We start from the raw sequence: 22248 nt of genomic DNA, 5'->3' as shown, positions 1-22248 counted from the left end.
GTTACTTTAAGGGGGGGGTATTGCCTCTACAATACTCGCTCCCTGCAACATTTGAGACTTTCGGGTTCTGCCCGCTTCTGGGTGTTCCCAAGACGGTGCAAAGGGTGGAACCAAGAAGGAGCAAGCTTTCCACCCACCCTGCACCCCCACGCCGAGCATCAGGCAGTTTCCGCCCCTGTGCCCGTGCTGCTCGTAATACCGACAGTGCCGACAGCTTAAACCTACATTTACGTTGCTCACGGGATTTCTCCAACCGTTTTTGTAATAAAAATATATTAACACCTGTACACCTACCGGAATTATGTACTATTATATAATGTACAATTTAAATTCGAGCGCGAGTGGGGAATGTGGAACTATCTTCTAGAGTAGAATACGCCCTGTTAGCGCTCTTGGAATTGGCGAGTCACCACCCGAAGGATTCGCCCCTAACAGTGAACGAACTTACTGCTTCTCAAGAGATACCAGAACGCTATCTCGACCAAATTCTTGCCGTGCTGCGGCGTGCAAGTATTGTCCAGAGTCTGCGGGGTGCTAAAGGCGGTTATTTGCTGGCGAAAGATCCTTGGCAAATTACTTTGCTAGAGGTGTTTTCGACACTCGAAGGCGACGGCAACGGCCAGATCCAAAAAGTTTCGGAATCTCTAACAATAGAAAAAACTGCAGTCCTAGAAATCTGGCAGGAAGCTCAACAGGCATCTTGGGCTGTTTTGGGGAAATACACATTACAAGATTTGTGCGAACAGCGGGATGTTCGCAAACAAGCACATCCCATGTACTACATTTAAATGGAGAGAAATTAAGCCATGAGAATTGCTAAGGATGTTACAGGACTAATTGGCAGAACTCCTTTAGTTCAGCTCAACAAAATTCCCCAATCGGAAGGAGTAGTTGCTCAAATTGTGGCAAAATTGGAAGGGATGAATCCGGCTGCTTCGGTGAAAGATCGAATCGGGGCGAGCATGATTCAGGCGGCAGAAGATGCGGGGTTAATTCAACCCGGGAAAACTATTTTAGTTGAACCGACTTCAGGCAATACTGGAATAGCTTTGGCAATGATCGCGGCGGCGAAAGGCTACAGTCTGATTTTAACGATGCCGGATACGATGAGCACGGAACGCCGATCGATGCTGAAAGCTTACGGAGCTCAGTTGGAATTGACGCCCGGACATGAAGGGATGTTAAGCGCGATCGCCCGTGCGGAAGAAATTGTAGAAGAAACCCCCGATGCTTTCATGCTGCAACAGTTTCGCAACCCCGCTAATCCCAAAATTCACCGGGAAACAACGGCTGAGGAAATTTGGGAAGATACAGAGGGTAAAGTAGATTTTTTAGTGGCTGGAGTTGGCACTGGCGGTACGATTACTGGAGTTGGTGAGGTAATTAAACCGCGAAAGTCTAGTTTTAGGGTAATTGCAGTTGAACCCGCCACCAGCCCCGTGCTTTCTGGAGGTAAATCTGGTGCTCACAAAATTCAAGGGATTGGTGCAGGATTCATCCCCGAAGTGTTGAAACCCGAGTTAATTGATGAGGTGATCGCAGTTAGCGACGAAGATGCGATCGCCTACAGTCGCCGACTAGCCAGAGAAGAAGGATTGTTGTCAGGAATTTCTGCTGGCGCCGCTTTGTGTGCCGCAATTCAAGTCGGCAAGCGTCCGGAAAATGCTGGAAAATTGATAGTTTTTGTGCAGCCTTCTTATGGCGAACGCTACCTCAGTACAGTCTTGTTCAAAGATTTAGAATTGCCTTCAGTCAGCGAACTCGAAGCATTAGTCAGCAATTATTAATACGTAGTAGGGGCAATCCCCGTGGTTGCCCTTGCAAATTAGGGGTAGGTCTTCTTGGCACTACCCCTAATTTTCAGATTTGATACAACTTCCAACTAGCCATCGCCAACATTCCGTAAATAACAAACTTTAGCGGGCGTTGAGGCATAATTTGGCAGAATTTAGCCCCTACCAAAACTCCAGGCACCGAACCCAACCAAATTGGCAAAACTAAACTCCAGTTTACTGTTCCGAGGCTGAGGTGTCCCAGAGATGTAAACATCAACAAAATTGCCGCGTGGGAAATATCAGTACCCACCAATTTAGAAGTATCCAAGCGGAAAAAAGCAATCAGCAACAGTGCAAACATCGAACCGGAAGACACGCTAGTGATTCCCACTATGCAGCCTAAAATGGCTGCTGCACCCACAGTACAAAAACGACCATAATTAGTATTTAAGTCCCATTCAGGGGCCGAAGGCAATTTAAAACTAGGGAAAAATGTTTTGACCACTAATTGGGTCAGCGATAAAGCGACGATTAGGGCGATCGCTACTCCGAGAAAACGCAGCAATATGCTGTCTAAGTTCTGATTTCCGCTGGATTTGATGCAGTGTAAAATCCACACGCCAGTCAGCGAACCGGGTACGCTACCCAAAGCCAGCAACTTAACTACTTGCAAGTCGAGGGTTTTTTGCTGCCAGTGTTTGAAGCCGCCAACAACTTTCATCAGTGTAGCAGCTACGACATCCGAACTAATAGCCATTGATGCCGGAATCTGGAATACAAAAATTAACATTGGGGTGATAAGCGACGCTCCCCCAACTCCGGTCAAACCGACAATAATGCCTATAAAAAAGCTAAGGAAGGATAGTAATAAGTAGTTCACGGTTATGCCCAAAGACTGTTTGATTAAGCGCTGCCCACTAAGAAATAGATAATTTTGGTGACTCCTGCTACACAGCTACACAGGCTAAATCTTACTCTCATTTCAATATTTTTCGCCAGGAATGTTGCTATTCAACGCCTAATATTTACTGCGGGTTTAGCTAACAAATTATTAGTAAAAATCAGTAAATGTAAATCACCAGTATTACACAACTTGTAGTGTAAAAGCTCCCTAATTTTCTTATATCTACCTGTGTAATTGATTAAAAATTGTCGATTCATTTATGGTGCTTATATTCGGCTTTCTACCTTGAAGTAACGAGGGTCACAGGTAAAACAGAGCTGAGATTAACCGACTCCTTGCCGGAAAATAAATCTAGAGTATCGAGAACATTAAAATGAATCAATGCCACAATGACCAGAGTGAAGGCGGTTGAGGAAACTAAACCCCTCAATAACTCTTTTTTAAGGTTTTTTTCGTTGGGTTTGTCGGCCCAAACATCTAAAGTTCCTAGCTGCATCAACAGAATTCCCCCAATATTGGAAAGCCAGTAGCCGACAATTGTGCAAGGAAACAGTAAATCTGGGGAAACCCAACTACAGATATACCCAAATCTTATCGAAAGGAGGGAAAAGTGTGCAAGCGCACTCTAGCTAACCTCTCAAAATTGCCGCATGATGTCATCGAAGGACGGCGAATTCTACTCAAAGGTGGCAGTGCGATCGCTCGTTTAGAATCCGCCTTTGAAATTGAACGTTCCTTACCCCACCGCCATGTGGCTGCGGTGTTAGCCATGCTCAAAAATATTGGGCTAGAAAACGCTGCCGGATGCCCGATTGCTGTCGAAGTTTTTGAAGGTAATGTCAATGATGCTAAAACCTTAAGTCCGATCCTAGAAAAAGTCCGCACTCGGTTGGGCATTCAACGTCCAACAGCCGGATCTATAATGCGATCGACGACAAAGAAGTCGTCTCCTATGTGTTGAAAAATAGGATTGGCTTCTTCTGGGATAATGTGCCAGTTGAGCGCTACATCCGGGAAAACATCTTGCCAATCTTTTGAAGAAGCTTCAGGGGAACTTTCCTGTTTTTGCACCCTGACGGTCAAATTTTTTACAGTATAAACTGTGGGGACTATTAACCCTCTTTGGTCACTCTACGCAGAGGAAAACTGGAAATAAGGGATATTGAGGTTTTGAAAAATTGAACGAGTTAAATTATTGACAAGCATTTGAAGTTGAAAAAAGCCCTCGGATAACTTAGGAATAGTAAAAACTCGTAGCCAAGGTTTAATAAAGTTAAATAGTACAAATGGTTGAAGTATTAAACGGAGGTTGTTAAGAATATTCTTCCACCCATTTCCTTGATCCCACCAAGGATGTGATGAAAAATTAGATTCAGATTGTGGTGGTAATTTTAGCAGTTGTTCAGAGTGGAGACTAACCATCAAATAAGCGCTAAAAATAATTTCCCACCATTTTTCTATTTGTGGGTAATTAGTTAGGCGAAAATCTGCCCATCCTAATTCGTTTTTACTTTGCTTCAAACCATATTCTACCCAAGTTCTTAAACCATAAAAATTACCTACTTCTCGGGGTGTAATGTTGGGAAATTTACTCATTACATACCAAGTAGTGTTTTTGGGCAGCTCCTCTTTATCAGTTGTGATTTGCCAATATTTAATTTCCGGATTATCACCACAAAAAATCTCTCTTATATATCTGTATTCCGAGCTTAAATCTGAGAAGACACGTTTGAATCTTTGCCACTTTGAATATTTGACTTTCGCGTCTGTAACTCCCCAGGCTTTGTGGTTAGAGCGAATTGCCACAATAAAATTTAGATTCAATCCCTCTAGTATTTGAATAAAATTTTTACTACTCTCTCCGTATAAACTATCTGCTAGGACAAGATTAAATTTAAATCCCATCGCACGCAATTGTTTGAGCATTTTCGCGGCAATTTCAGGTTTAGTTAGATATTCATCTCCTGGTTGCAGTCTTTCTCTCGGTTTATAAACTTCAAATAATAGAGGAAAAGTCAGACCAGATAAAACACCATACGCTGTAACTGCAACGATACCATTATCTGTTTTACCTAAATTTCCAATGTACTGCCGTTTTACATAATCAGTCGCATTCCCCTTTTTTTTATCTCCTGTCTCATCAATTATTAGTACTATTGGACGCCCTTGAAGTACATATAATATTAATTCTAATCGTTGCTGACTTAATTCTTTTACATCCCAAGGTGATTGTGTTAAAAAATGGTGTAATGCTTGATGATTATCTAGCCCTATAACTTTCGCTATTGATGGTAGGGTTTTGCGTTTTATGTCCGATATCATACCGACATGTAAGTACTTAAAAGCTTCAAAGCTCCTAACTTCTGGAAATATGTTTTGGTAAATTTGACAGTATTCATCTATAAATTTGACTGTGGGTACTGGTTGACGAGGCTCTACCATAGGATTGGCAATGCTTTTGGGGTGTGTTACTGCTTATACTACCACGAGAGTGACAAAAGAGGGTTAAGTTAATTCCTTCTCCGAGTACCTGTTCTTGCACTTTACCCAACTCCATCAGCACGCCCGATTCTCCAGCGTTGACAATGATAAAAAAATTGGACAAAATAGCTAGAACCACTATCACTATAGCTAGTTGAACAGCTAAGTAAAAATCCTTATTTTTTTTATTGCTTGATTTGATTGAGTCAACGTTACTGCTGGATTCTAAAACCATATTCCACCCCGATCGCACTTAGTTATCTGCTCAATATTAACTTAATAGATATTTTATTTTTCTGCCAGCAACAACTGTTCAAAATCTGCTGCAGACAAAGGAGGACTGAACAAATATCCTTGCATTATATCGCACTTATAGCGCCAGAGAAAATCTTTTTCGGCTTCGGTTTCAACTCCTTCAGCAACTACCTCAAGACAGAGACTGTGCGCCATGTCAATAATAGCTTTCACAATCGCTGCATTGGTGCAACCATCGGTGATATTGCTGATAAAACAGCGGTCTATTTTTAAAGTATCGAAGGGGTATTGCGTCAAATAGCTTAAAGAAGAATACCCAGTTCCGAAATCGTCAAGAGATATACAAACTCCCAAATTTTTCAAGTGTTGCAAAGTCGCGATCGCACTTTCGGCATCTTCTACCATCAAACTTTCTGTCAGCTCTAATTCCAAACTGCTCGCTTCCAAACCAGTTTCTGCTAAAATTTGGGCAACTCTGCTGCTGAGATCCGGTTGGTGAAATTGGCGCGGCGACAGATTCACAGCTATTCGGAGCGGAAAGCCAGCATTTTGCCAAACTTGCATTTGCTGGCAAGCTGTCTGCAACACCCACTCGCCTAACTGTACAATGAAGCCAGTTGCTTCGGCATGGGGAATAAATTCTGCGGGCGAAATCAGCCCTTTTTCTGGATGCAGCCAGCGCACTAAAGCTTCTGCGCTCATAATTTTACCTGTCTGGACATTGACTTGCGGCTGATAGTAAACTTGGAATTCTTCTCGTTCCAGTGCGTTGCACAAACTGGTTTTTATCTGCTCTAATTTGTCGGCAGTATTTTGGATAAATTCGCTGCCTTGCGATCGCAAAGTATTGTACTGTTCGGCGACAGCTTCTTGTTTTTTCAAGCGGCTCGATATCGCGCCCACAAGTTCAGCTTTACTAAAAGGTTTAGTCAGGTAATCATCTGCTCCCAATTCCATACCTTGCCGCATTTCAGAGCGATCGGCTTTACCGGTCAGAAAAACAAAAGGTACTGTAGCAGTAACAGGATTCGATCGCAAGGCCACCAACACCCCATATCCGTCAAGTTCTGGCATCATCACGTCGCAAATAATCACGTCGGGAACATTTGACACCGCCGCATATAAACCTTTTGCTCCATTTTCTGCACCCGTCACGTCGAAACCTTCAGCTTTGAGGAGTTTGAGAATATTTTCCCGAATTACTTGCTCGTCCTCAATCACTAGAATCTTTTTCATACGTCATTCCCTGAAAGCGGTATAATTGATGGACGTTACTGAACGCGATAAGCGCGACAATAACTGAGAACGCACAGCTCGAGCGGCCCAACAGCCGAATATTTTCCGACACAAATAGCAAACGCCTGAAAAACGCTAATTTTTCAAGCACAACTAGATTAATGTTTCTCTGCTTACTCAGTGCCGTCCGTATTATTACGAGGTTAATTAATAATCTCTAAACTAATTCTAGGCGATCGACAGTTAGCAGCGCCTTAAATAACTGCTAAACTAATTGTGCCACCTGAACGATTGTCTGCAAACAATCTCAGCCTATTTATACCAGTTGCCAAAAATCATGCAACTGCAAGCAAGTTCCAAAGCCTTGCGGAGTCAGTCTTCCCCATTCTTCAATGTAAAATCTCAACTTTTAAATGTCAAATGGTATTACCTACTGGATTCCCTGAACCCGCACAGATTGGGGTCATAGAAGTTAAGCAATATCCTCACTACCGCGCTGTCACCTACACCCACGCGGGCGATTTGCGACAAGCAACTGGCATCGCCTTCAATCCCTTATTTCAACACATCAGCAACAACCAAATTGCGATGACAACGCCAGTAGAAGCGCGTTACACAGAAAATTCCGGGCCTATGGATGCGGTTTCCCAAGCAAAAGTTTCGTTCCTCTATCCCGAACCAAATATCGCCCCCAGCAGCGTTAACTCCGCTGTAGAAGTCACAGATACTTCGCCGATGATGGTTGTCAGCATCGGTGTGCGCGGGGCCTACACTTGGGAAAGCTACGAAAATAACCTCCAGAAACTCAAAGATTGGCTTCAAGAACATCCTGAATACGAAATAGTCGGCCCGCCGCGCCGTTTTTTTTACAATTCCCCGATGACGCCGGAAGCAACTAAAATCAGCGAGGTACAAATTCCGATCAAGTGCCGCTGACGTGAACAACTAATTCGCGAATGTGACCCCGCTGGCGGTGTTCCCACAGGTAAATTCCCTGCCACGTTCCTAACAGCAACCTGCCGCGATCGATCGGGATTTGTTCAGAAGTATGAGTCAGCGCAGTGCGAATATGCGCCGGCATATCGTCTGGGCCTTCCGCATCGTGAATGTAGCGATCGCCCTCCGGTACCAGTTTAGCTAAAAAGTTAGCCAAATCCTTAAGTACATCCGGGTCAGCATTTTCTTGAATCACCAAACTAGCAGAAGTATGGCGCAAAAATAAACTACAAAGTCCCGTTTTAATACCTGAATTCGCCACCACATCTTCTATCTTAGGAGTGATTTTGCCCAACGATTTCCCTGTAGTTTGAATCTTGAGTATCTGTTGATAGTGATTCATTCGATTTTAGATTTTAGATTTTAGATTTTAGATTTTGAATGAGACTGATGCAAAAGTCTTCTGTCGGTGGAGGTAGACTTTGTTTGTGTAAGAGCGATTTCTAATCGCACTTATGAAAAATAGTCTACAACAGCTTGGGCGATCGCCTCCGTACCATTTTTCTCCAATTTACTCGACAAATGGGGCGGATGCAGCGGTTGTCGCAAAAACTCCCAATCCCCCTCAAAAAACTCCGTCGCCGTCACAATTTGATGTTCCGCATAATTTTGAATCCCTTCCAGCAACACCGCAGCTTCTGCAAAACCTTCTCTCATTATAGAAACAATAGGTATTTCCAAGCGCAAAGCTTCCGCAAAAGTGCTGTATCCCGGCTTAGAAACTAAGCGCCCGCAGACAGGCATAATATCAACCGGACGCGGTAAAATCGGGAAAGATTGTGCAAACTCCTGATTCTTGACATTAATCAAATTCGGCAAATCGGGAGAACCCGCATCAAAAGTAATGAATTGCCAGTCGCTAAATTGCTGTAAATTTTGATAAGGAATTTCCTCTAAACCCAATCCGCCGAAAGTCAACAATACAGTTTTTTCCAGCGGTGTTTCGATGCCGAATACTTCCCGAATTTTTTCGTTACTGTAGCGAGGAGTGCCGCCAGTCAAGCCCACATCTTGAATATTTGGAAAAGCTGCCATCGGTTCGTGTAATGGAAGACGAAAAAGCCGATCGCACATTCCGAAACATTCACCAATCCAATCTGCGATTTCTACAAATTCCCCGCCCCAATCGCGATAGATAAAATCCCACCCAAAATTGCTCATCATCCAGCAAGGAACCCCAGCCGATGCCGCCATTCGCGTTGCCAAAGGAGGAATATCTGCCAGCACCAAACCCACCCGATTTTGCTTGATAAAATTAACTTCGCTCGCTATTAGGGAATTTTGCTTTTTCCGAATTTCCCGCAATTTTTCCAGCGTAGCGTCTTTATCCATATTCAAACTGTCAGCTTGCACGACACCCACATCAAAAGCGCGGGGACGGTGGATAAAGTCGCCACCAATGTAAGATTCTAGCAGCCAGCGAGGTGCTGTTGTTGTGATAATTAGTAAAATATCTGGATTTAATTCTTGAATTTTTGCAGCTACGGACGCAACTCGGACAGCGTGGCCGAATCCGTGATTCGTGATGGCAATATATAATGTTGGTCGAGACATTGATAATAGGGAATAGGGAATTGGGTATCGGGCATCGGGAATTGCGAATTGGAGGTAGAGACTCGAAGGCAAGAATGCCAAGCTTCAAGCGACGCACAACCAACAATGACACAATTAATAACTAACGACTAACATTGGTAACAAGTTAAGGCTGCATGGCAGTTGTCAAGGGGATTTCCATAGCAGCCTTAAAGAAAAATTGCTCAGGGTCTCGCTGTCGTTCTGGAAAAGGCGCGACAATTAACTTAATATTTGGTTTTCGTTGTCGTTTAACAATACCTAAATCTTGATTTTCTCTGGAAGTGAAATATGAAATCGGGTCCGTTGCCTTACCTTGTTGATGGGCGACGTAAAAATGGTAAAGACCGCGGTAAATCATTTCTAACGAGATGGCATCTATTGGCAAACAGAGTTGGTCAGCAACAGTATCACCTAAATCGACCAAGACAGCATAAAATAGCCAAGTGGCCCAAATTTGTAACTGAATACCGTTGAGAGAACCCGTCCACAAATAACTTAAGCCCAAGAGTCTTTTAACGGTATTAAAGGCTTCTTCAATTCGCCACCGCCTGCGATATAAATCTGCCACAACGTAGGGAGGTAATATCTTAGGGTCAAGTACACTTGTTAAATAAGAATGCCAGGTGTTACCCGAACGAACCTCAATCAAACGTAAGGTGATATATGGCGTTTTTGTGGTTCCTGAACCCAAACGGATTAGACTATCTCGGAGGTCGTAACTCTGGGTGAATACTTGCTCGATTTTAATTGAGGCTCCTTTTTTTAACCGAGTAATTAGGTGAATCTCTCGTTCGATTAATTTGAGCCAAAAGCTAAAATGATAGAAACCCCTATCCAGTAAAAGTAATGTTTGGCCTTCAACCAATTGCAGAATATTTTCTTCTAACTTCACATCAGAAGCTTTGGGATTTTCCAGAAACCAAATTTCGACAGGCAGCCTGGTCATTAAATCTATAACTGTTGCCATTTTCCCGGCCAACTGCCCTTTGGGCAAATCTTCCAGGCTTTTGAGCTTGCAAAATAATGCTTCGAGGGTCGAGCTATCTACTATCCAAACTCGTGAAAATTTCCGCAAGGTAAATTGAATGCTTTCTGGTAGGGGTCGTTGATTTCTCTGGTGCCAAGATGTTCTTAAACTCGGTAATAAATTTTTGAAGACTCCCTCAAATAGTTGAGCTGGAAAACTTAAAAATCTTTGAGACATTGCTTGTTGAGTGACAGTTGTGGGTCGGCACCACAAAAAACCTTCTCTTGCCAGCATTCTTGTGAGTTCTGTCACTCCCGCCACGTCTCGCCACAGTAAAGTTAATACCGCTGCTACCATCAACGGTAGGTTAAGAATTCTCCCTCGTAAACCCAGTTGACGGTAGTAATTTTCTTGTGAGGTGATGGCTGGTGTAAGTAATGCCGATAGTTGCGAGGCAATCACCTCGTCTTCCACCATCGGTCTGGTGGTTTTTTTGGCATGGTCACGGTTGGTTTTTTGACTCTTAGCCATATTTACTGACCTACACAATTGCTCAATTTTTTGTCAATTCTATCGTTTGATAATACCAACGCCCGCAACTATCATGCGGGCCCGCAACTACCAGCGCTTGCCCGCAACTACCAGCGCCGGCCCCCAACTACCAGCGCCGGCCCCCAACGCCAGTCGAGTACACCACTTATTAATAATGATAATCGCTGTCGGTGGGATAGTCCGCCGTATTCAGACTATCCCACCTTTACCCCCTTGTTTGATTATCATTATTATTCAATTATCTTTCTATACAAAGGAGTATTGACAAAATTTACTCCCTTCTAAGTTGTTACCAATGAACGACTAATGACTAAGCGGTTGTGTATTTAAGTTGTATGTTCCTCACCTGGCTCAGAGCAACTGCCCAGAAGATTTTTATTATTATTTTAGATAAATTTAAAGGCTGACTAGCTGATGTTACCGATTGATATGATATCCGATCGATTGACTATAATAAAATTAGTTTTTAATGATGAATGCCACTCCTCTGTTTATGAATAAATTAAAACTAAATTTTTTCCTCCTAACTTAATTATAATTGTACAGGCATCGAATATGCAAGAACTCGTCAATCGGACGCGCCCTCAGACCAAACAGGCAATTGATTAATTTTGTCCAGGGTTATATCTACATACTTTTGACCCTCCGTCGCCAGATTTTCCCCAAAATATCCCTCATCGCCGTCGTGCTTGTGAGGGCCGCTCAAAGCTGCTGCATAGCGGCCTTGCAAACGAGCTTGATTGAAAGGAGAAGTCGCGTACCAGTACCAGCGACTCGGAAAAACGATGCCGCCAATATCCTCAATTGAATCGCGAGTGCCACGAAAGTGGAAAATGCGATCGGCTTCTGCAAAACCATTTTCTCCCGAAAACACGCCCCCAACCGAAACAACCGTAATTTCTGCCTTCAGCCATTCTTTAAGATAGCGAGTAGCACCCAAAGCAACTTGTGCGCCGCCGCTAGTGCCAATTAAAATAACTTTCAAAGGTTGTTGAGGATTAACTGTAATGGGAGATTTAGCATTCATACGCTCGATAATTGCATTAGCAATTCCCTGATTGTATGCAAAGCCGTAGCGATAATCTAGAGAAATTGCAAACCTCCAAAGATTGCGAATTTTAATGAATATATTCCCTGCAATCGGCCCGCTGTTTGCCTGTTCTGCAAACCGCCAAAAAGGAGCTAGCCAGCGCTCTCCTCCTAAACTTTTGTTAGAAGCTGAATATGGAAAAACATCGCCCACTGCTACGCACTGCGGGTGACTTTTAACTAAACGGTTGAGAAACAACTCTTCACCAGGGGTTAATTCATCCCCCGAAAAATCGCCAACTCCAGGTAAAAAGATGATATAACAATTGAGTGGCGAAGACTTACGCGCTTCTAGATTGGCATTCTTAGAGGGCAATATCTCCGGGGGATTTTTCTTGATACCAAAAGTTTCGGCACTTTGATTCAGCCACCATATAACAGTCCCCACCGGCGAAAGAATGCCCCAAATTATTAGGATTACACCTGCGATGAGCAACAAATTTAAACTTCGCCCGCGCAGCCATGCAAGTATCCGTAAAATCAATCTTAGCATTTAATAAAATCTGGTAGAATGCCAATTAATTAGCTAAATACGTAGAAATAGTTCGGTGATTCTGCTGTATTAGAGCTTATTTTGTAAAAGTTGTCAACTATCTTGAGGAGCAGGAGTTCAACGTGAAGGGAGAAGATTCAATTGCAGGTTTGGGCGCAACGCTTTGGAACGCACTTTCTTTGAACGGCAATTTTTACGAAAAAACTCCCTACACTGGCAGAACTAAGCGAATAGCTTTAACAATTGTAATTTTAGCTGCGCTGTCCCGCGTGTTGGGCAGTTCTGTCATCTTGTTAATTAACCGAACTGAGCTATCAGTATTATTTGTAGGACTTTTCATAGAGGGTTTGGCAGTCGCGGGGGGTTATTATTTTTGGACTTTCACTATCTTTAAAATCGGGGAGTGGCTGAAACCGGGTCACGTAACTTATGGGGAGTTGCTGGTTCCAATCGGATTTGCCTACGCCCCCCAAGTTCTGAGTTTCTTAACCTTAATTCCCTTGCTGGGAGAAGGAATAGAGCGCATATTAGTTGTCTGGAGTTTGCTAGCTGTAATTGTGGCGGTTCGCCAAGGTTTGGATATTCAAACTCGCTGGGCGGTGTTAATTTGTTTTGTGGGTTGGCCATTGATCCAAATTGCGATCGGCTTTGTGGAAGTAATTGAACAGTTGCTTTCACGATGGCTTTAAAAGTAGCAACTTGTAATAGTTAAAAAGGCAAACGCTCCCAAAAAGTACATTTTTTAAGTTTTCATGATTTCTCCGGCAAGTATGTGAGCCAGAGGTGAAGATAGAGCTATGGTGCGTGACTATTGAGGCATTGTGCACGCTCGCATCTCGTTTTTGGAGGGTTCGCGGAAAGCTCGCTATCTTACAGCGTATTCCAGGTTTATGAAGTACATTGGGCAGCCGTTAGAACCAGCGAAATACCCTTCTCCGTTGTCGGTTTAGATCGCCCTACCATCCACCGCGATTTACCCGCGATCGCGAAAAGTTATAATCATGTGATCATTGACGGGCCGCCCAGAGTCTCAGACCTAGCGCGTTCTGCAATTATGGCCTCCAATCTGGTACTTATCCCCGTTCAACCTTCTGCTTACGATGTTTGGGCAACAGAGAAAGTTATTAGCCTGATCCAAGAAGCTTCTGTCTATAAAAATTGGCTGAAGTCAGTATTTTTAATTAATCGTAAAATAGTCAATACATCCATTGCTAAGGATGTAGTAGAAGCCCTTTCTGGCTATAAAATTCCAGTTTTAAAATCAGCCATTTGTCAGCGAGTTGCCTTTGCAGAATCCGCAGGCATTGGCTGTACTGTATTGGAAACAGAGCCTAAAGGACTAGCTGCCACTGAAATCAAATTGCTAGTAGAAGAATTGCTCAATTTAGAGCTTTAATAATAAGCCCTATCCAGAAATTAGAGGGGGACTCCAACATCCTAAAACTTTGAATTGATTGTAGGCTTAAATAATTATTTTCAATAAATAAATTAATACAAAAAGCTGAAGTTACATCACCTCAGCTTTCAGATAAACTAGATTTTTAAGCCACCTAACAGCTTAACCCTTACTCAATGACTAAAGCAGGATTGGCACAAAAGTCAAATTTCTCCACATCTGACATAGTGCCATCCTCAAACCCTACTTTTATCCACTGGCTGCAAGCTGTGTGATTGCTATTTTCACCCCAAATTATCTCTCCGTCACCATGAGGAGCAATGTTACTTTCGATACGAAAGAACACCCACCTCTCCCCGTCTTCAGATACCAACACTTGGCTAATAGCTACGTCTGTTTTATTTTCAATTGTAAATTTGTATTCCTCTGCTTTAGTTGGGTTAGCGAGAATAGACCCTAAGCTCAGAGTTGCACCTGCGATCGCAAATGCCACTTTTTAAAATTTCGGAGTAGTCATAATCTGTTTTTCCATTGTATTGAGATGATTGGTCGTAACTTCTAGGATTTTAAACTCTAGCCTAACACAAAAATTTCCTGAATGCAATCGTTTGATTTTTCAATTTATTGAAATTTGGTCAGTATATTATTTCCTGTGACAAAAACAGGTTTCTTTATAGAAACCTGCGTGGATGGGTTGCAATCGCTTAGCAATTTCTCTTAAAGCGACAATGATGCCCCCATCTTAATAGTGGTTTTCGTTTAGTCGGTGTATTCGTAAGTGCCGCCATCGCAAACCTCGACGTTAGTCTGTATTAATTCTCCGCGACCAACGCTTCCGTCATCACTGGGACCGAGCACACCTAGAAAGTCGTAGCGACAGTCTTCGTGAGCATTCCCGATCGTAATGGTCGCCGATTCTCCGGGCGCGAGTACATCTCTTCCCAAAATATCGTCCGCCCATTCCCGTTCAGAAGGATAGCCAGCATAAAACTCTAGTAGATTGCGGCTGGTTCTGTTAATAAGAGTAAAGGAAATAGATTCAGCTAGGGCACTCTGGATACTAAATGAAATGATTGGAAGCGATAGGGCTGCTGCTAGGATGCCGCGATGGAAAGATTTTACCAACATTATGCACTTGTTCCTTGAAAGTTAATATTTTTAGTGTGTTAATCTTTATTATAGTATATAACTTTTACTAAGAATGTGAACTTTTATAAAGTTACAATCCAAAATTCTCAAAGCCTTTTGGGGCAAAAATTTCAGTTTTTCGGTTGTTTACTTTATTTATGCCGGATTACTTACATCAACATTTGATTTACGAAATTTTTTAAGGGAGTCGGGAGGTAAACGCAGTGGCAGATATCCGCAATCTCATAAGCCAACTGGCTGCACAGGAAACACACTTGTGCGACACTAAGTTTCTCGCGCCTTGTACGCGCGGGGGGCGGGTGCGGACAAGGGTAGCTGGAATGGTTTGTACTTTCAAACCAAAGCCCCGAAACTTTGAAGGTTGGGGTATTTTTCAGCCAGTTAATGAAAAGATTGCTGAGGTGGTGGAAGAACCAAGTTTGCCACAACTGACAGAGTATTTGCAACTGCTGGTGCCAATTCGCTTGCAATTGGTTGGCGCTTTGCAGGGTCAAACTTGGTTGGCTTATCCTGTTAATGAATCCGATGCTAAACAGCGCTTTGGTGTTGCTAAACCTCTACCTGTGCATTTAGTAAATGACGGCGCTAGTTTTGAGCCAATTATTGCTAGGTGGGATGGTCAATCTTGGTGGTTTGAGGATATCGATCGCCGTGCCGATCCGCTGCCATCTGAGGAATTGAGAAAAGGTTTAAACAAGGTGATTTCTCCTCAAGAAATCCGCTTTAAGGGGATGACACCAAAGATGCGTACTGTCTACGAGTTGGTGGCACAGCAGACGGAGGAGTTTAGTGAAAAGTTTCAGCAAAGGCGGGATGAAAATCGCTTGCGGGAGGCGTTACAAATGGGTGGCGGCGAGTTGCGGGAGTTTCGCGATCGCGATGATTATTGGCTGATCGAGTGGACGGCGGGAAATGGCGATCGCCATACGAGTGCGATCGCCAAAAATGACCTCACAGTTGTCAGCGCTGGCATCTGTCTTAGCGGACTAGACAGAAACTTTGATTTACAATCATTAGTGGGAGTAATTGAAGCTAGATAAGTCAGGATTTAGCCATTAGCAATTAGCCATTATGTCTATCTTTTTTCACGAGCAACTTTACCGCACTCCCGCAACTATGGCGCAGTTGAAAAAGTTGCCCGTAACCGTATGCGGCGCTGGCGCTTTGGGTGCGAATGTTACGGAAAATTTGGCGCGTTCTGGGTTTGAAAATTTAAAGGTTATCGAGCGCGATCGCATTGAGGAGCGCAACTTATCCACTCAACCTTATTATCGCTCAGATGTCGGCGCATTCAAAGCAAAAATTCTCGCTAATAACCTGTACCGTGCTTTGGGGGTTAAAGTTGATCCACAGTCAAAAGAACTAACAGCGACGAATGCAGCTCAACTACTTGCCAACAGCGGACTAATAGTAGATACTTTTGATAATAGCGTAGGGCGGCAAGCGGTGAAAGATTGGTGTGCTAGCACATCAATACCCTGTCTCCACGTTGGTTTAGCTGCTGATTATGCGGAGGTAATTTGGAATCAGCACTATCGCGTTCCTTCACCTGCAAATGATGACATTTGCGATTATCCGCTAGCGAGAAACTTGGTGATGCTAACAGTAGCTGTTGCTTGTGAAGTTATTATTAATTTTGCCGCCGCTAAACAGCAGCAGAGTTTTACGGTAACGTTGGGCGACTTTGCAATTAAGCCGCTTATACTGTAAACTATGAAGTTAGTTACCTAATGTATTAACTGGCGATTTGCATTTTTTGCAAACTGAGGTTAATCGTCAAGCCAAATGTGCGATCGGCTTTGTGAAAGTAATTGAACAGTTGCTTTCACGATGGTTCTAATTCATCAATACGGAAGCAAAATACTAACCTCGCTTCCCTCTCCAGGTTCCGACTTGCAAATTAACTTTCCTCCATGCTGTTCTACCACAATTTGATAACTGATAGACAATCCCAAACCAGTCCCCTTACCTACGGGTTTAGTAGTAAAAAACGGATCGAATATTTTACCCAGCACCTCCGAATTCATCCCCACACCATTATCAACAATGCGAATCGCTACTTGATTTCCTTCCGCGACTTCAGTGCAAATCTGAATTGTCGGACTCTGTTTCGAGTCAACTTCACTCCCTCTTTCGCGACAAAAAGCATCAATCGCATTGGTCAGTACATTCATAAATACCTGATTAATTTCTCCCGGATAGCAGTTCACTAAAGGCAAATTGCCGTACTCCTTGAACACTTGAATATTAAGTAATTTGTGATCCAAAATCATCAACGTGCTGTCCATACCTTCGTGGATATTAACCCATTTTCTATCTGATTCATCTAGCCGAGAAAAGTTTCGCAGCGACAGCACAATATCGCGAACTCTCGCCGCCCCCACTCTCATGGAATCTATCATTTTAGTGAAATCATTTATTAAAAACTCTAAATCTATTTCCTCTGTTTCATTTACTATTTCTGGCACGGGATTTGGGTAATTTTTTTGGTATAAACGTAGTAGATTTAGTAAGTTTTCCGCGTATTCGTTGGTGTAATATAAATTTCCATAAATAAAGTTAATCGGGTTATTAATTTCGTGAGCAATCCCCCCGACCACTTGCCCTAAACTGGACATTTTTTCACTTTGAATTAGCTGCAATTGAGTGTGGCGAAGTTCTTCCAATGCAGTATGCAAATTCTCAGTTCTTTGGGCTACTCGCGTTTCCAGAACACTATAAAAACGAGCATTTTCTAGAGAAATAGCTGCTTGTGCAGACAGGATTCCCAAAATTTCTAGCCTGTCGCTAGTAAAAGCACCTTTTGTTAAATTATTTTCTAAATAAAAAATTCCCGTCAGGTTGCCTTGATGGATAATTGGCAATACTAGGATAGATAGGGGTTGATTGGTCGCAATATAAGGGTCGAATTGGAATTGATCGGCTCGGGTAGCATCATCTAAAACCAAGTATTTTTGGGTTCTTTCTACATAGTTAATCAATGAAATTGGGAGGAGATCGGATTCGGCAATCGGGATAGATTGTAACACGGTTACATCATTAAACTGACCTGTAAGTCCAGCTTCTATGAATAATTGATTACCAGTCTTGGCAAGAAATAATACTTTTTGAGCGCCTGCGTTTTCCTTTACAAGCTGTACGAGTTTCTCTAGCAAGCGGCTGAGAATAATTTCGCTCGAAACAGCTTGTGATGCTTTGAGAACTGTTGAAAAATCCAGCACCAAACTATTGTTCATAGTAGTTTGGGCAGTGCTGATAACATTTTTATGTATTGCGTCTTGATGGCGCTCAACTAAATAATGATAACGGGCTTCTAAGTCTTTAACTTTGGCTGTAGCTCCCCAGCGGATGTAAGCATAATAAGCTTTGGTCAGATAAGCTCGAGCACTTATCTCTTTATCCAAAGATTGATAAAACTCTCCCGCTAATTCATAAGCTAATGCTTCTTCGTGGATGTAACCGTTAGCAGCAGCTCCTTTAATAGCTAAGTCATAATAATCCATTGCGGCAAGTTTATCGTTGATAACTCGCGCTTTTTCTGCTTCGACTAACTCGTATTTATGCTGATAATTCATGGGTGCATGGTAGGCCCACTTTTTCATAAGTTGCTGATTAGAGTTAACAATAGCTAGGGATGCTTCTTGATTGTCACTGTGAGGATAGTGAGCCAGGAGGGCCAGCGAATAGTAGAAATTGTGTACCCCAACAGTGATTAAGCCGATCGCCCCATCTGCGTATTCTGCCGCTAATTTACCGCGGGCAACAGCCGGAGCATAATCTTTAAATAAATAAAGCAGCATCAATTTAGCAACATAAGCTGCAAACAGCGACATTCGATTATTTTCTTTCTGCCAACGCGACATCACAGCAGGTTCATCCAACCTGCCACTAACTAATCGTACTTGCTCTGCTGTTTTGCTTCTTAAGCTTGAAGCAATTATTTGCCAAATTTTAGCATAACCTATGGCAAATTCGTGTTTATTTTTTATCAAAAACTCCATATAAATGGTTTGTTTTTCTTTGACAAAATCTAGGGGTTCTCCCACCAAAAATAAATTGGCAATATAGTGCTTAGAATTATAAATTGCCCATTCTAAGTCACCACTTTCCAAACCAAAACTCCTTCCTTCTAGAAAGGCCGCCAGTGTATTCTTAGTAGACTCTTTCCAGATTCTTATATGACCATTAAACATTACATAAACTTTAGCTTTCTGTTGGGTAGCATTAAATTGTTCTAACAGCTTTAAAGCGATTAGTCCAGCGTAGTAGCCAGCTTCGATGTCGCCTTCGACGCCGCATAGAATCGTTCCATAAAGAGTATAGGGAAAAGTAGCTAATGCTGAATGACCGCGATCAATACAAAGATTGACCATAGTCAAGACTAGGGAGGACACAATTTCTGGTTTGGCAATATAAGCAGGAGGATAGAGGGCTGTCAGGATTTCCATAGCTGCCAGTTGATAAGGATCTGTCATAACTGGCAGGTTTTCTAATTCCTCAATTCGCGGCAATTTTGGCACTGCAATGGTTTGCTGATCTAATAGGTTTATTCCCAGCATTTCCAGCACTTCTAGACCTGTTTCAACAGCTTTTAGCATCTGGCTTTGAGCCTGATAAAATAGGATTTTTAGCTGATACACTTTCACTATGTCAAGCTGGTCTTTAGCCGATCGCAAAACCACTTCTGCCAAAACTTCTGCTTGCTCAAAGTTGGTGTTTAAATATTCCGCTTCCAGCGTCTCTACATACAGCCGCAGCGTCATGTTATAGTTGGCAACCCAGCTATCAGGTGCTAATAAGGAAATTCCCACATTCAAATACTTAACAGCGGGTTCGTAAGCGTTAGCTGCTTTTGCCTTATGCCCAGCAATTAAATTTAATTCTGCTAATTCATCTTTTTCTGATTGCTGGGTGAGACAATCAATTCCTACATTTAACTGGTTAATAATATCAAAAATCCTCTCTTCTACTTTATCGGGTGGCGTATTTTCAAGTAGCAATTTACCGATGCTAAGATGAGTGGCTTTCTTTTCATCATCAGGAATCAGCGAATATGCAGCTTGCTGGACGCGATCGTGCAAAAATTTATAGCCAACTCGCGAAGAATTGAAATTTAAATTAACGGCTGATTCTCGATCTAAAAATAAAGGAATAAGGTAACTCTCATTCAATGGAAGTATTAACCCCGCTTGCAAAGCATCCCAGAGTTCCGTCGCAGTGACTGATGGAGATTTTGCGTTGACAGTAGAGAGAACATCTAAAGTGAAATTGTCCCCAACACAAGCGGCTAATTTCAAAACTTCTCGTGTAATCTCTGGCAGTTTTTGAATCCGACTGGCTACCAGTTCAACTACACTCTTATCTGTAATACCAATAGCTTGAATCTCCTCAATGTTCCACTGCCACTGCCCTTTTATCCCGGTAGACAGCAGCCGGCTAAAGTCAAATTTCAAAAGTTGTTCTTGATAAAGAGTGTTGAGCAATTGCGTCACGAAAAAAGGATTACCACCAGTTTTATTCCAAATTAACTCCGCTAAGGGGTGAATTCTTTCTGAGTCATTCAACGTCTCAGAAATTAACTCTGTTACCTGGGCTAAAGAAAGAGGTTGCAGCACAAATTTGTTGATAAGAGTCCCCGTTTGTTCAAGGTACTCTACTGTTTGCATTAAAGGATGTGTAGAGCTAACTTCACGATCTCGATAGGCTCCAATTAATAGTAAATATTTGCTGTCTGGGTCAGTTGCCAGCAATTCCATTAATTTCAAGGTCGCTGAATCGGACCACTGCAAGTCATCGAGAAATATGACTAATGGATGCTCTTTTTGTGCGAATACGTGGATAAATTCTTTGAATAGCCTGTTAAAGCGGTTTTGTGCTTCTGTTGGGGCAAGTTCGGGAACAGCAGGCTGTTTGCCAATTACCAATTCTAGTTCGGGAATCACGTCAATAATTACTTGTCCGGCATTGCCTAGTGCGGCTAAAAGTTGATGTTGCCAATCTTGTATTTTTTTGCTATTTTCGGCAAGTAATTGCTGGATCAAAGATTGAAAAGCTTGAATTAAAGATGCGTAAGGTATATTCCGCTTGAATTGGTCAAATTTACCTGAAATAAAATAACCCCGCTGTCTGGTGATGGGTTTTTGGATTTCGCTGACTACGGCCGATTTGCCTATACCTGCATAACCAGAAACTAAGATCAGTTCAATTTGGGAAGGAGAAGAAATTTCCTCGCAAGGATTAGCTACACGTTCAAAGGCTGCTAATAGTTGACTGACTTGTGTTTCCCGACCGTACAATTTTTGAGGAATCAACAACTGACTCAATATATCTAAGTTTCCGGGCGTAAAATCGACTATCTGGCCCGTAGTTTCTAAGTGATTTAAACAAATTTCTAAATCTGCCAGCAATCCGCCCGCACTTTGATATCTCTGTTCGGCATTTTTGGCCATCAGTTTCATCACAATTTGTGAGATGGCTGGTGGAATCTCTGAATTAATTTGATGGGGGACAATTGCTTGAGATGCTATGTGACTGTAAACTATCTCTAACGGGTCGTTACTCATAAATGGTAATTGACCTGTCAGCATTTCATATAAGGTAATACCGAGAGAATAAAAGTCGGTTCGGTAGTCTAGGGTGCGGTTCATTCTCCCGGTTTGTTCGGGAGACATATAAGCAAAAGTACCGACTAGCGAGTTAATATTATTAATTTGGGGATTTTCTTTGGTTAATCGCGAAGCAATCCCGAAATCTGTTAGTTTAATAATTCCTGTTTGGCTGTTGATGATGATATTGCTAGGCTTAATATCTTTGTGAATAATTTTTTGAAGGTGTAGATATTCTAAAGTTTTTATGAGTTGGATGCCAAACCTCAAACAAGTGATGACTTCGAGCTTTTGTCTGGACATGAGGCGATCGAGAGATTCGCCCTCAAAGTCTTCTAAAAGCAAGCCGAGACGGTTGTCAAAGGTTTCTAGGCTAATGACTTTAACGAGGCCCGGATGGTCTAAATGTTGGCGAATGCGATACTCGTGCTTGATCCGGGTAATTGCATCCAGGGTGGGATATTCAGCTTTCAGGATTTTGAGTACGGTTGTATCCTGGTGGCTGGGGATTTGTCCTCGATAAATAATTGTTTCGATACCTTCGTGGAGAGTGGAGTGGATTTGGTATTGCGAGAGAAATTGCATGGAGTTCTCCTGAGAGTTGAAAATATATCTGATTCGAGTCGCTGTTCGCTGTTGACTGACGGCACGACCACCCTCAACCGTCAAAAGTCTTGACAGGGCAACTGTTATATGCTTAATTCAACCATCTACTTAAGCCAACAAAAATCAAGCTTTATTTGCTCGAACAAGAATACAATTTGTACATAAAATG

The 22248-nt window shown here is 42.5% G+C and carries 20 protein-coding genes; 8 read left to right on the top strand and 12 right to left on the bottom strand.

Annotated features, from left to right (window positions below; genetic code table 11):
- Positions 1–6: 6 nt before the first annotated feature.
- A complete protein-coding gene (locus D0A37_RS26365; protein ID WP_242718968.1) occupies positions 7–240 on the bottom strand; it encodes a hypothetical protein in 234 nt (77 codons plus the stop codon).
- A gap of 110 nt (positions 241–350) precedes the next feature.
- Here D0A37_RS26365 and D0A37_RS26360 point away from each other — a divergent pair, with 110 nt between their 5' ends.
- Together D0A37_RS26360 and cysK are read left to right on the top strand one after the other, a co-directional pair.
- Positions 351–788 carry an RrF2 family transcriptional regulator gene (locus D0A37_RS26360; RefSeq protein WP_242718966.1) on the top strand — a complete coding sequence of 146 codons (438 nt, stop codon included), beginning with the start codon at positions 351–353 and terminating at the stop codon, positions 786–788.
- A gap of 18 nt (positions 789–806) precedes the next feature.
- Positions 807–1787 (top strand): cysteine synthase A, encoded by a 981-nt coding sequence (gene cysK / locus D0A37_RS26355; RefSeq protein WP_242718964.1) that lies wholly within the window; start codon positions 807–809, stop codon positions 1785–1787.
- Between the two features lie 73 nt (positions 1788–1860).
- On the opposite strand, the gene D0A37_RS26350 is transcribed toward cysK, so the two are convergent.
- Together D0A37_RS26350 and D0A37_RS29670 are read right to left on the bottom strand one after the other, a co-directional pair.
- The gene (locus D0A37_RS26350) at positions 1861–2655 is read right to left on the bottom strand and encodes a sulfite exporter TauE/SafE family protein (protein ID WP_242718963.1); all 795 of its coding nucleotides are present in this window, start codon (positions 2653–2655) and stop codon (positions 1861–1863) included.
- Between the two features lie 304 nt (positions 2656–2959).
- Complete coding sequence (locus D0A37_RS29670; protein WP_508632749.1) at positions 2960–3232, bottom strand: DUF7980 family protein; 273 nt, start codon at positions 3230–3232, stop codon at positions 2960–2962.
- 57 nt (positions 3233–3289) lie between these two features.
- Here D0A37_RS29670 and D0A37_RS26345 point away from each other — a divergent pair, with 57 nt between their 5' ends.
- Positions 3290–3640, top strand: coding sequence for a hypothetical protein (locus D0A37_RS26345; protein WP_242718961.1), 351 nt, complete (start codon positions 3290–3292; stop codon positions 3638–3640).
- Positions 3641–3810: 170 nt separating this feature from the next.
- Here the strand turns inward: D0A37_RS26345 and D0A37_RS26340 are convergent, their stop codons facing one another.
- The gene (locus D0A37_RS26340) at positions 3811–5121 is read right to left on the bottom strand and encodes an IS701 family transposase (protein ID WP_242716580.1); all 1311 of its coding nucleotides are present in this window, start codon (positions 5119–5121) and stop codon (positions 3811–3813) included.
- A 327-nt stretch (positions 5122–5448) separates the two neighbouring features.
- Complete coding sequence (locus tag D0A37_RS26335) at positions 5449–6651, bottom strand: EAL domain-containing response regulator (protein ID WP_242718958.1); 1203 nt, start codon at positions 6649–6651, stop codon at positions 5449–5451.
- 420 nt (positions 6652–7071) lie between these two features.
- Between D0A37_RS26335 and D0A37_RS26330 the strand changes: the two genes are divergently transcribed.
- The gene (locus D0A37_RS26330) at positions 7072–7587 is read left to right on the top strand and encodes a heme-binding protein (RefSeq protein ID WP_242718956.1); all 516 of its coding nucleotides are present in this window, start codon (positions 7072–7074) and stop codon (positions 7585–7587) included.
- Here the strand turns inward: D0A37_RS26330 and D0A37_RS26325 are convergent.
- The 4 genes from D0A37_RS26325 to D0A37_RS26310 form a co-directional block, all read right to left on the bottom strand.
- On the bottom strand, positions 7574–7990 hold the full coding sequence (locus D0A37_RS26325) for a secondary thiamine-phosphate synthase enzyme YjbQ (RefSeq protein ID WP_242718954.1): 417 nt from the start codon (positions 7988–7990) through the stop codon (positions 7574–7576). The two genes, D0A37_RS26330 and D0A37_RS26325, sit on opposite strands and share 14 nt — an antisense overlap.
- A gap of 110 nt (positions 7991–8100) precedes the next feature.
- Positions 8101–9201 carry a glycosyl transferase gene (locus tag D0A37_RS26320; protein WP_242718952.1) on the bottom strand — a complete coding sequence of 367 codons (1101 nt, stop codon included), beginning with the start codon at positions 9199–9201 and terminating at the stop codon, positions 8101–8103.
- 145 nt (positions 9202–9346) lie between these two features.
- A complete protein-coding gene (locus D0A37_RS26315) occupies positions 9347–10666 on the bottom strand; it encodes an IS4 family transposase (RefSeq protein ID WP_242725472.1) in 1320 nt (439 codons plus the stop codon).
- A gap of 643 nt (positions 10667–11309) precedes the next feature.
- Positions 11310–12323, bottom strand: coding sequence for a hypothetical protein (locus D0A37_RS26310; RefSeq protein WP_242718950.1), 1014 nt, complete (start codon positions 12321–12323; stop codon positions 11310–11312).
- Between the two features lie 122 nt (positions 12324–12445).
- Here D0A37_RS26310 and D0A37_RS26305 point away from each other — a divergent pair, with 122 nt between their 5' ends.
- The gene (locus D0A37_RS26305) at positions 12446–13012 is read left to right on the top strand and encodes a hypothetical protein (protein ID WP_242718948.1); all 567 of its coding nucleotides are present in this window, start codon (positions 12446–12448) and stop codon (positions 13010–13012) included.
- A 122-nt stretch (positions 13013–13134) separates the two neighbouring features.
- Complete coding sequence (gene parA, locus D0A37_RS26300; RefSeq protein WP_242718946.1) at positions 13135–13719, top strand: ParA family partition ATPase; 585 nt, start codon at positions 13135–13137, stop codon at positions 13717–13719.
- A gap of 169 nt (positions 13720–13888) precedes the next feature.
- On the opposite strand, the gene D0A37_RS26295 is transcribed toward parA, so the two are convergent.
- Together D0A37_RS26295 and D0A37_RS26290 are read right to left on the bottom strand one after the other, a co-directional pair.
- Positions 13889–14212, bottom strand: a complete 324-nt coding sequence (locus D0A37_RS26295; RefSeq protein ID WP_242718944.1) for a hypothetical protein — start codon at positions 14210–14212, stop codon at positions 13889–13891.
- Positions 14213–14478: 266 nt separating this feature from the next.
- Entirely contained in the window at positions 14479–14847 is a 369-nt protein-coding gene (locus tag D0A37_RS26290) for a hypothetical protein (protein ID WP_242718941.1), read from the bottom strand.
- Positions 14848–15071: 224 nt separating this feature from the next.
- Here D0A37_RS26290 and D0A37_RS26285 point away from each other — a divergent pair, with 224 nt between their 5' ends.
- Both D0A37_RS26285 and D0A37_RS26280 read left to right on the top strand, forming a co-directional pair.
- The gene (locus D0A37_RS26285) at positions 15072–15908 is read left to right on the top strand and encodes a hypothetical protein (protein WP_242718939.1); all 837 of its coding nucleotides are present in this window, start codon (positions 15072–15074) and stop codon (positions 15906–15908) included.
- A 31-nt stretch (positions 15909–15939) separates the two neighbouring features.
- On the top strand, positions 15940–16578 hold the full coding sequence (locus D0A37_RS26280; protein ID WP_242718937.1) for a HesA/MoeB/ThiF family protein: 639 nt from the start codon (positions 15940–15942) through the stop codon (positions 16576–16578).
- Between the two features lie 134 nt (positions 16579–16712).
- On the opposite strand, the gene D0A37_RS26275 is transcribed toward D0A37_RS26280, so the two are convergent.
- Positions 16713–22058: a trifunctional serine/threonine-protein kinase/ATP-binding protein/sensor histidine kinase gene (locus D0A37_RS26275; RefSeq protein WP_242718935.1), complete on the bottom strand. Its 5346-nt coding sequence runs from the start codon at positions 22056–22058 to the stop codon at positions 16713–16715.
- Positions 22059–22248 lie beyond the last annotated feature (190 nt).

This window comes from Microcoleus vaginatus HSN003 (assembly GCF_022701255.1).
Lineage (GTDB): Bacteria > Cyanobacteriota > Cyanobacteriia > Cyanobacteriales > Microcoleaceae > Microcoleus > Microcoleus vaginatus_B.
The sequence above is the reverse complement of the archived record's forward strand: the minus strand, read 5'-3'. Positions and strand labels throughout refer to the sequence as shown.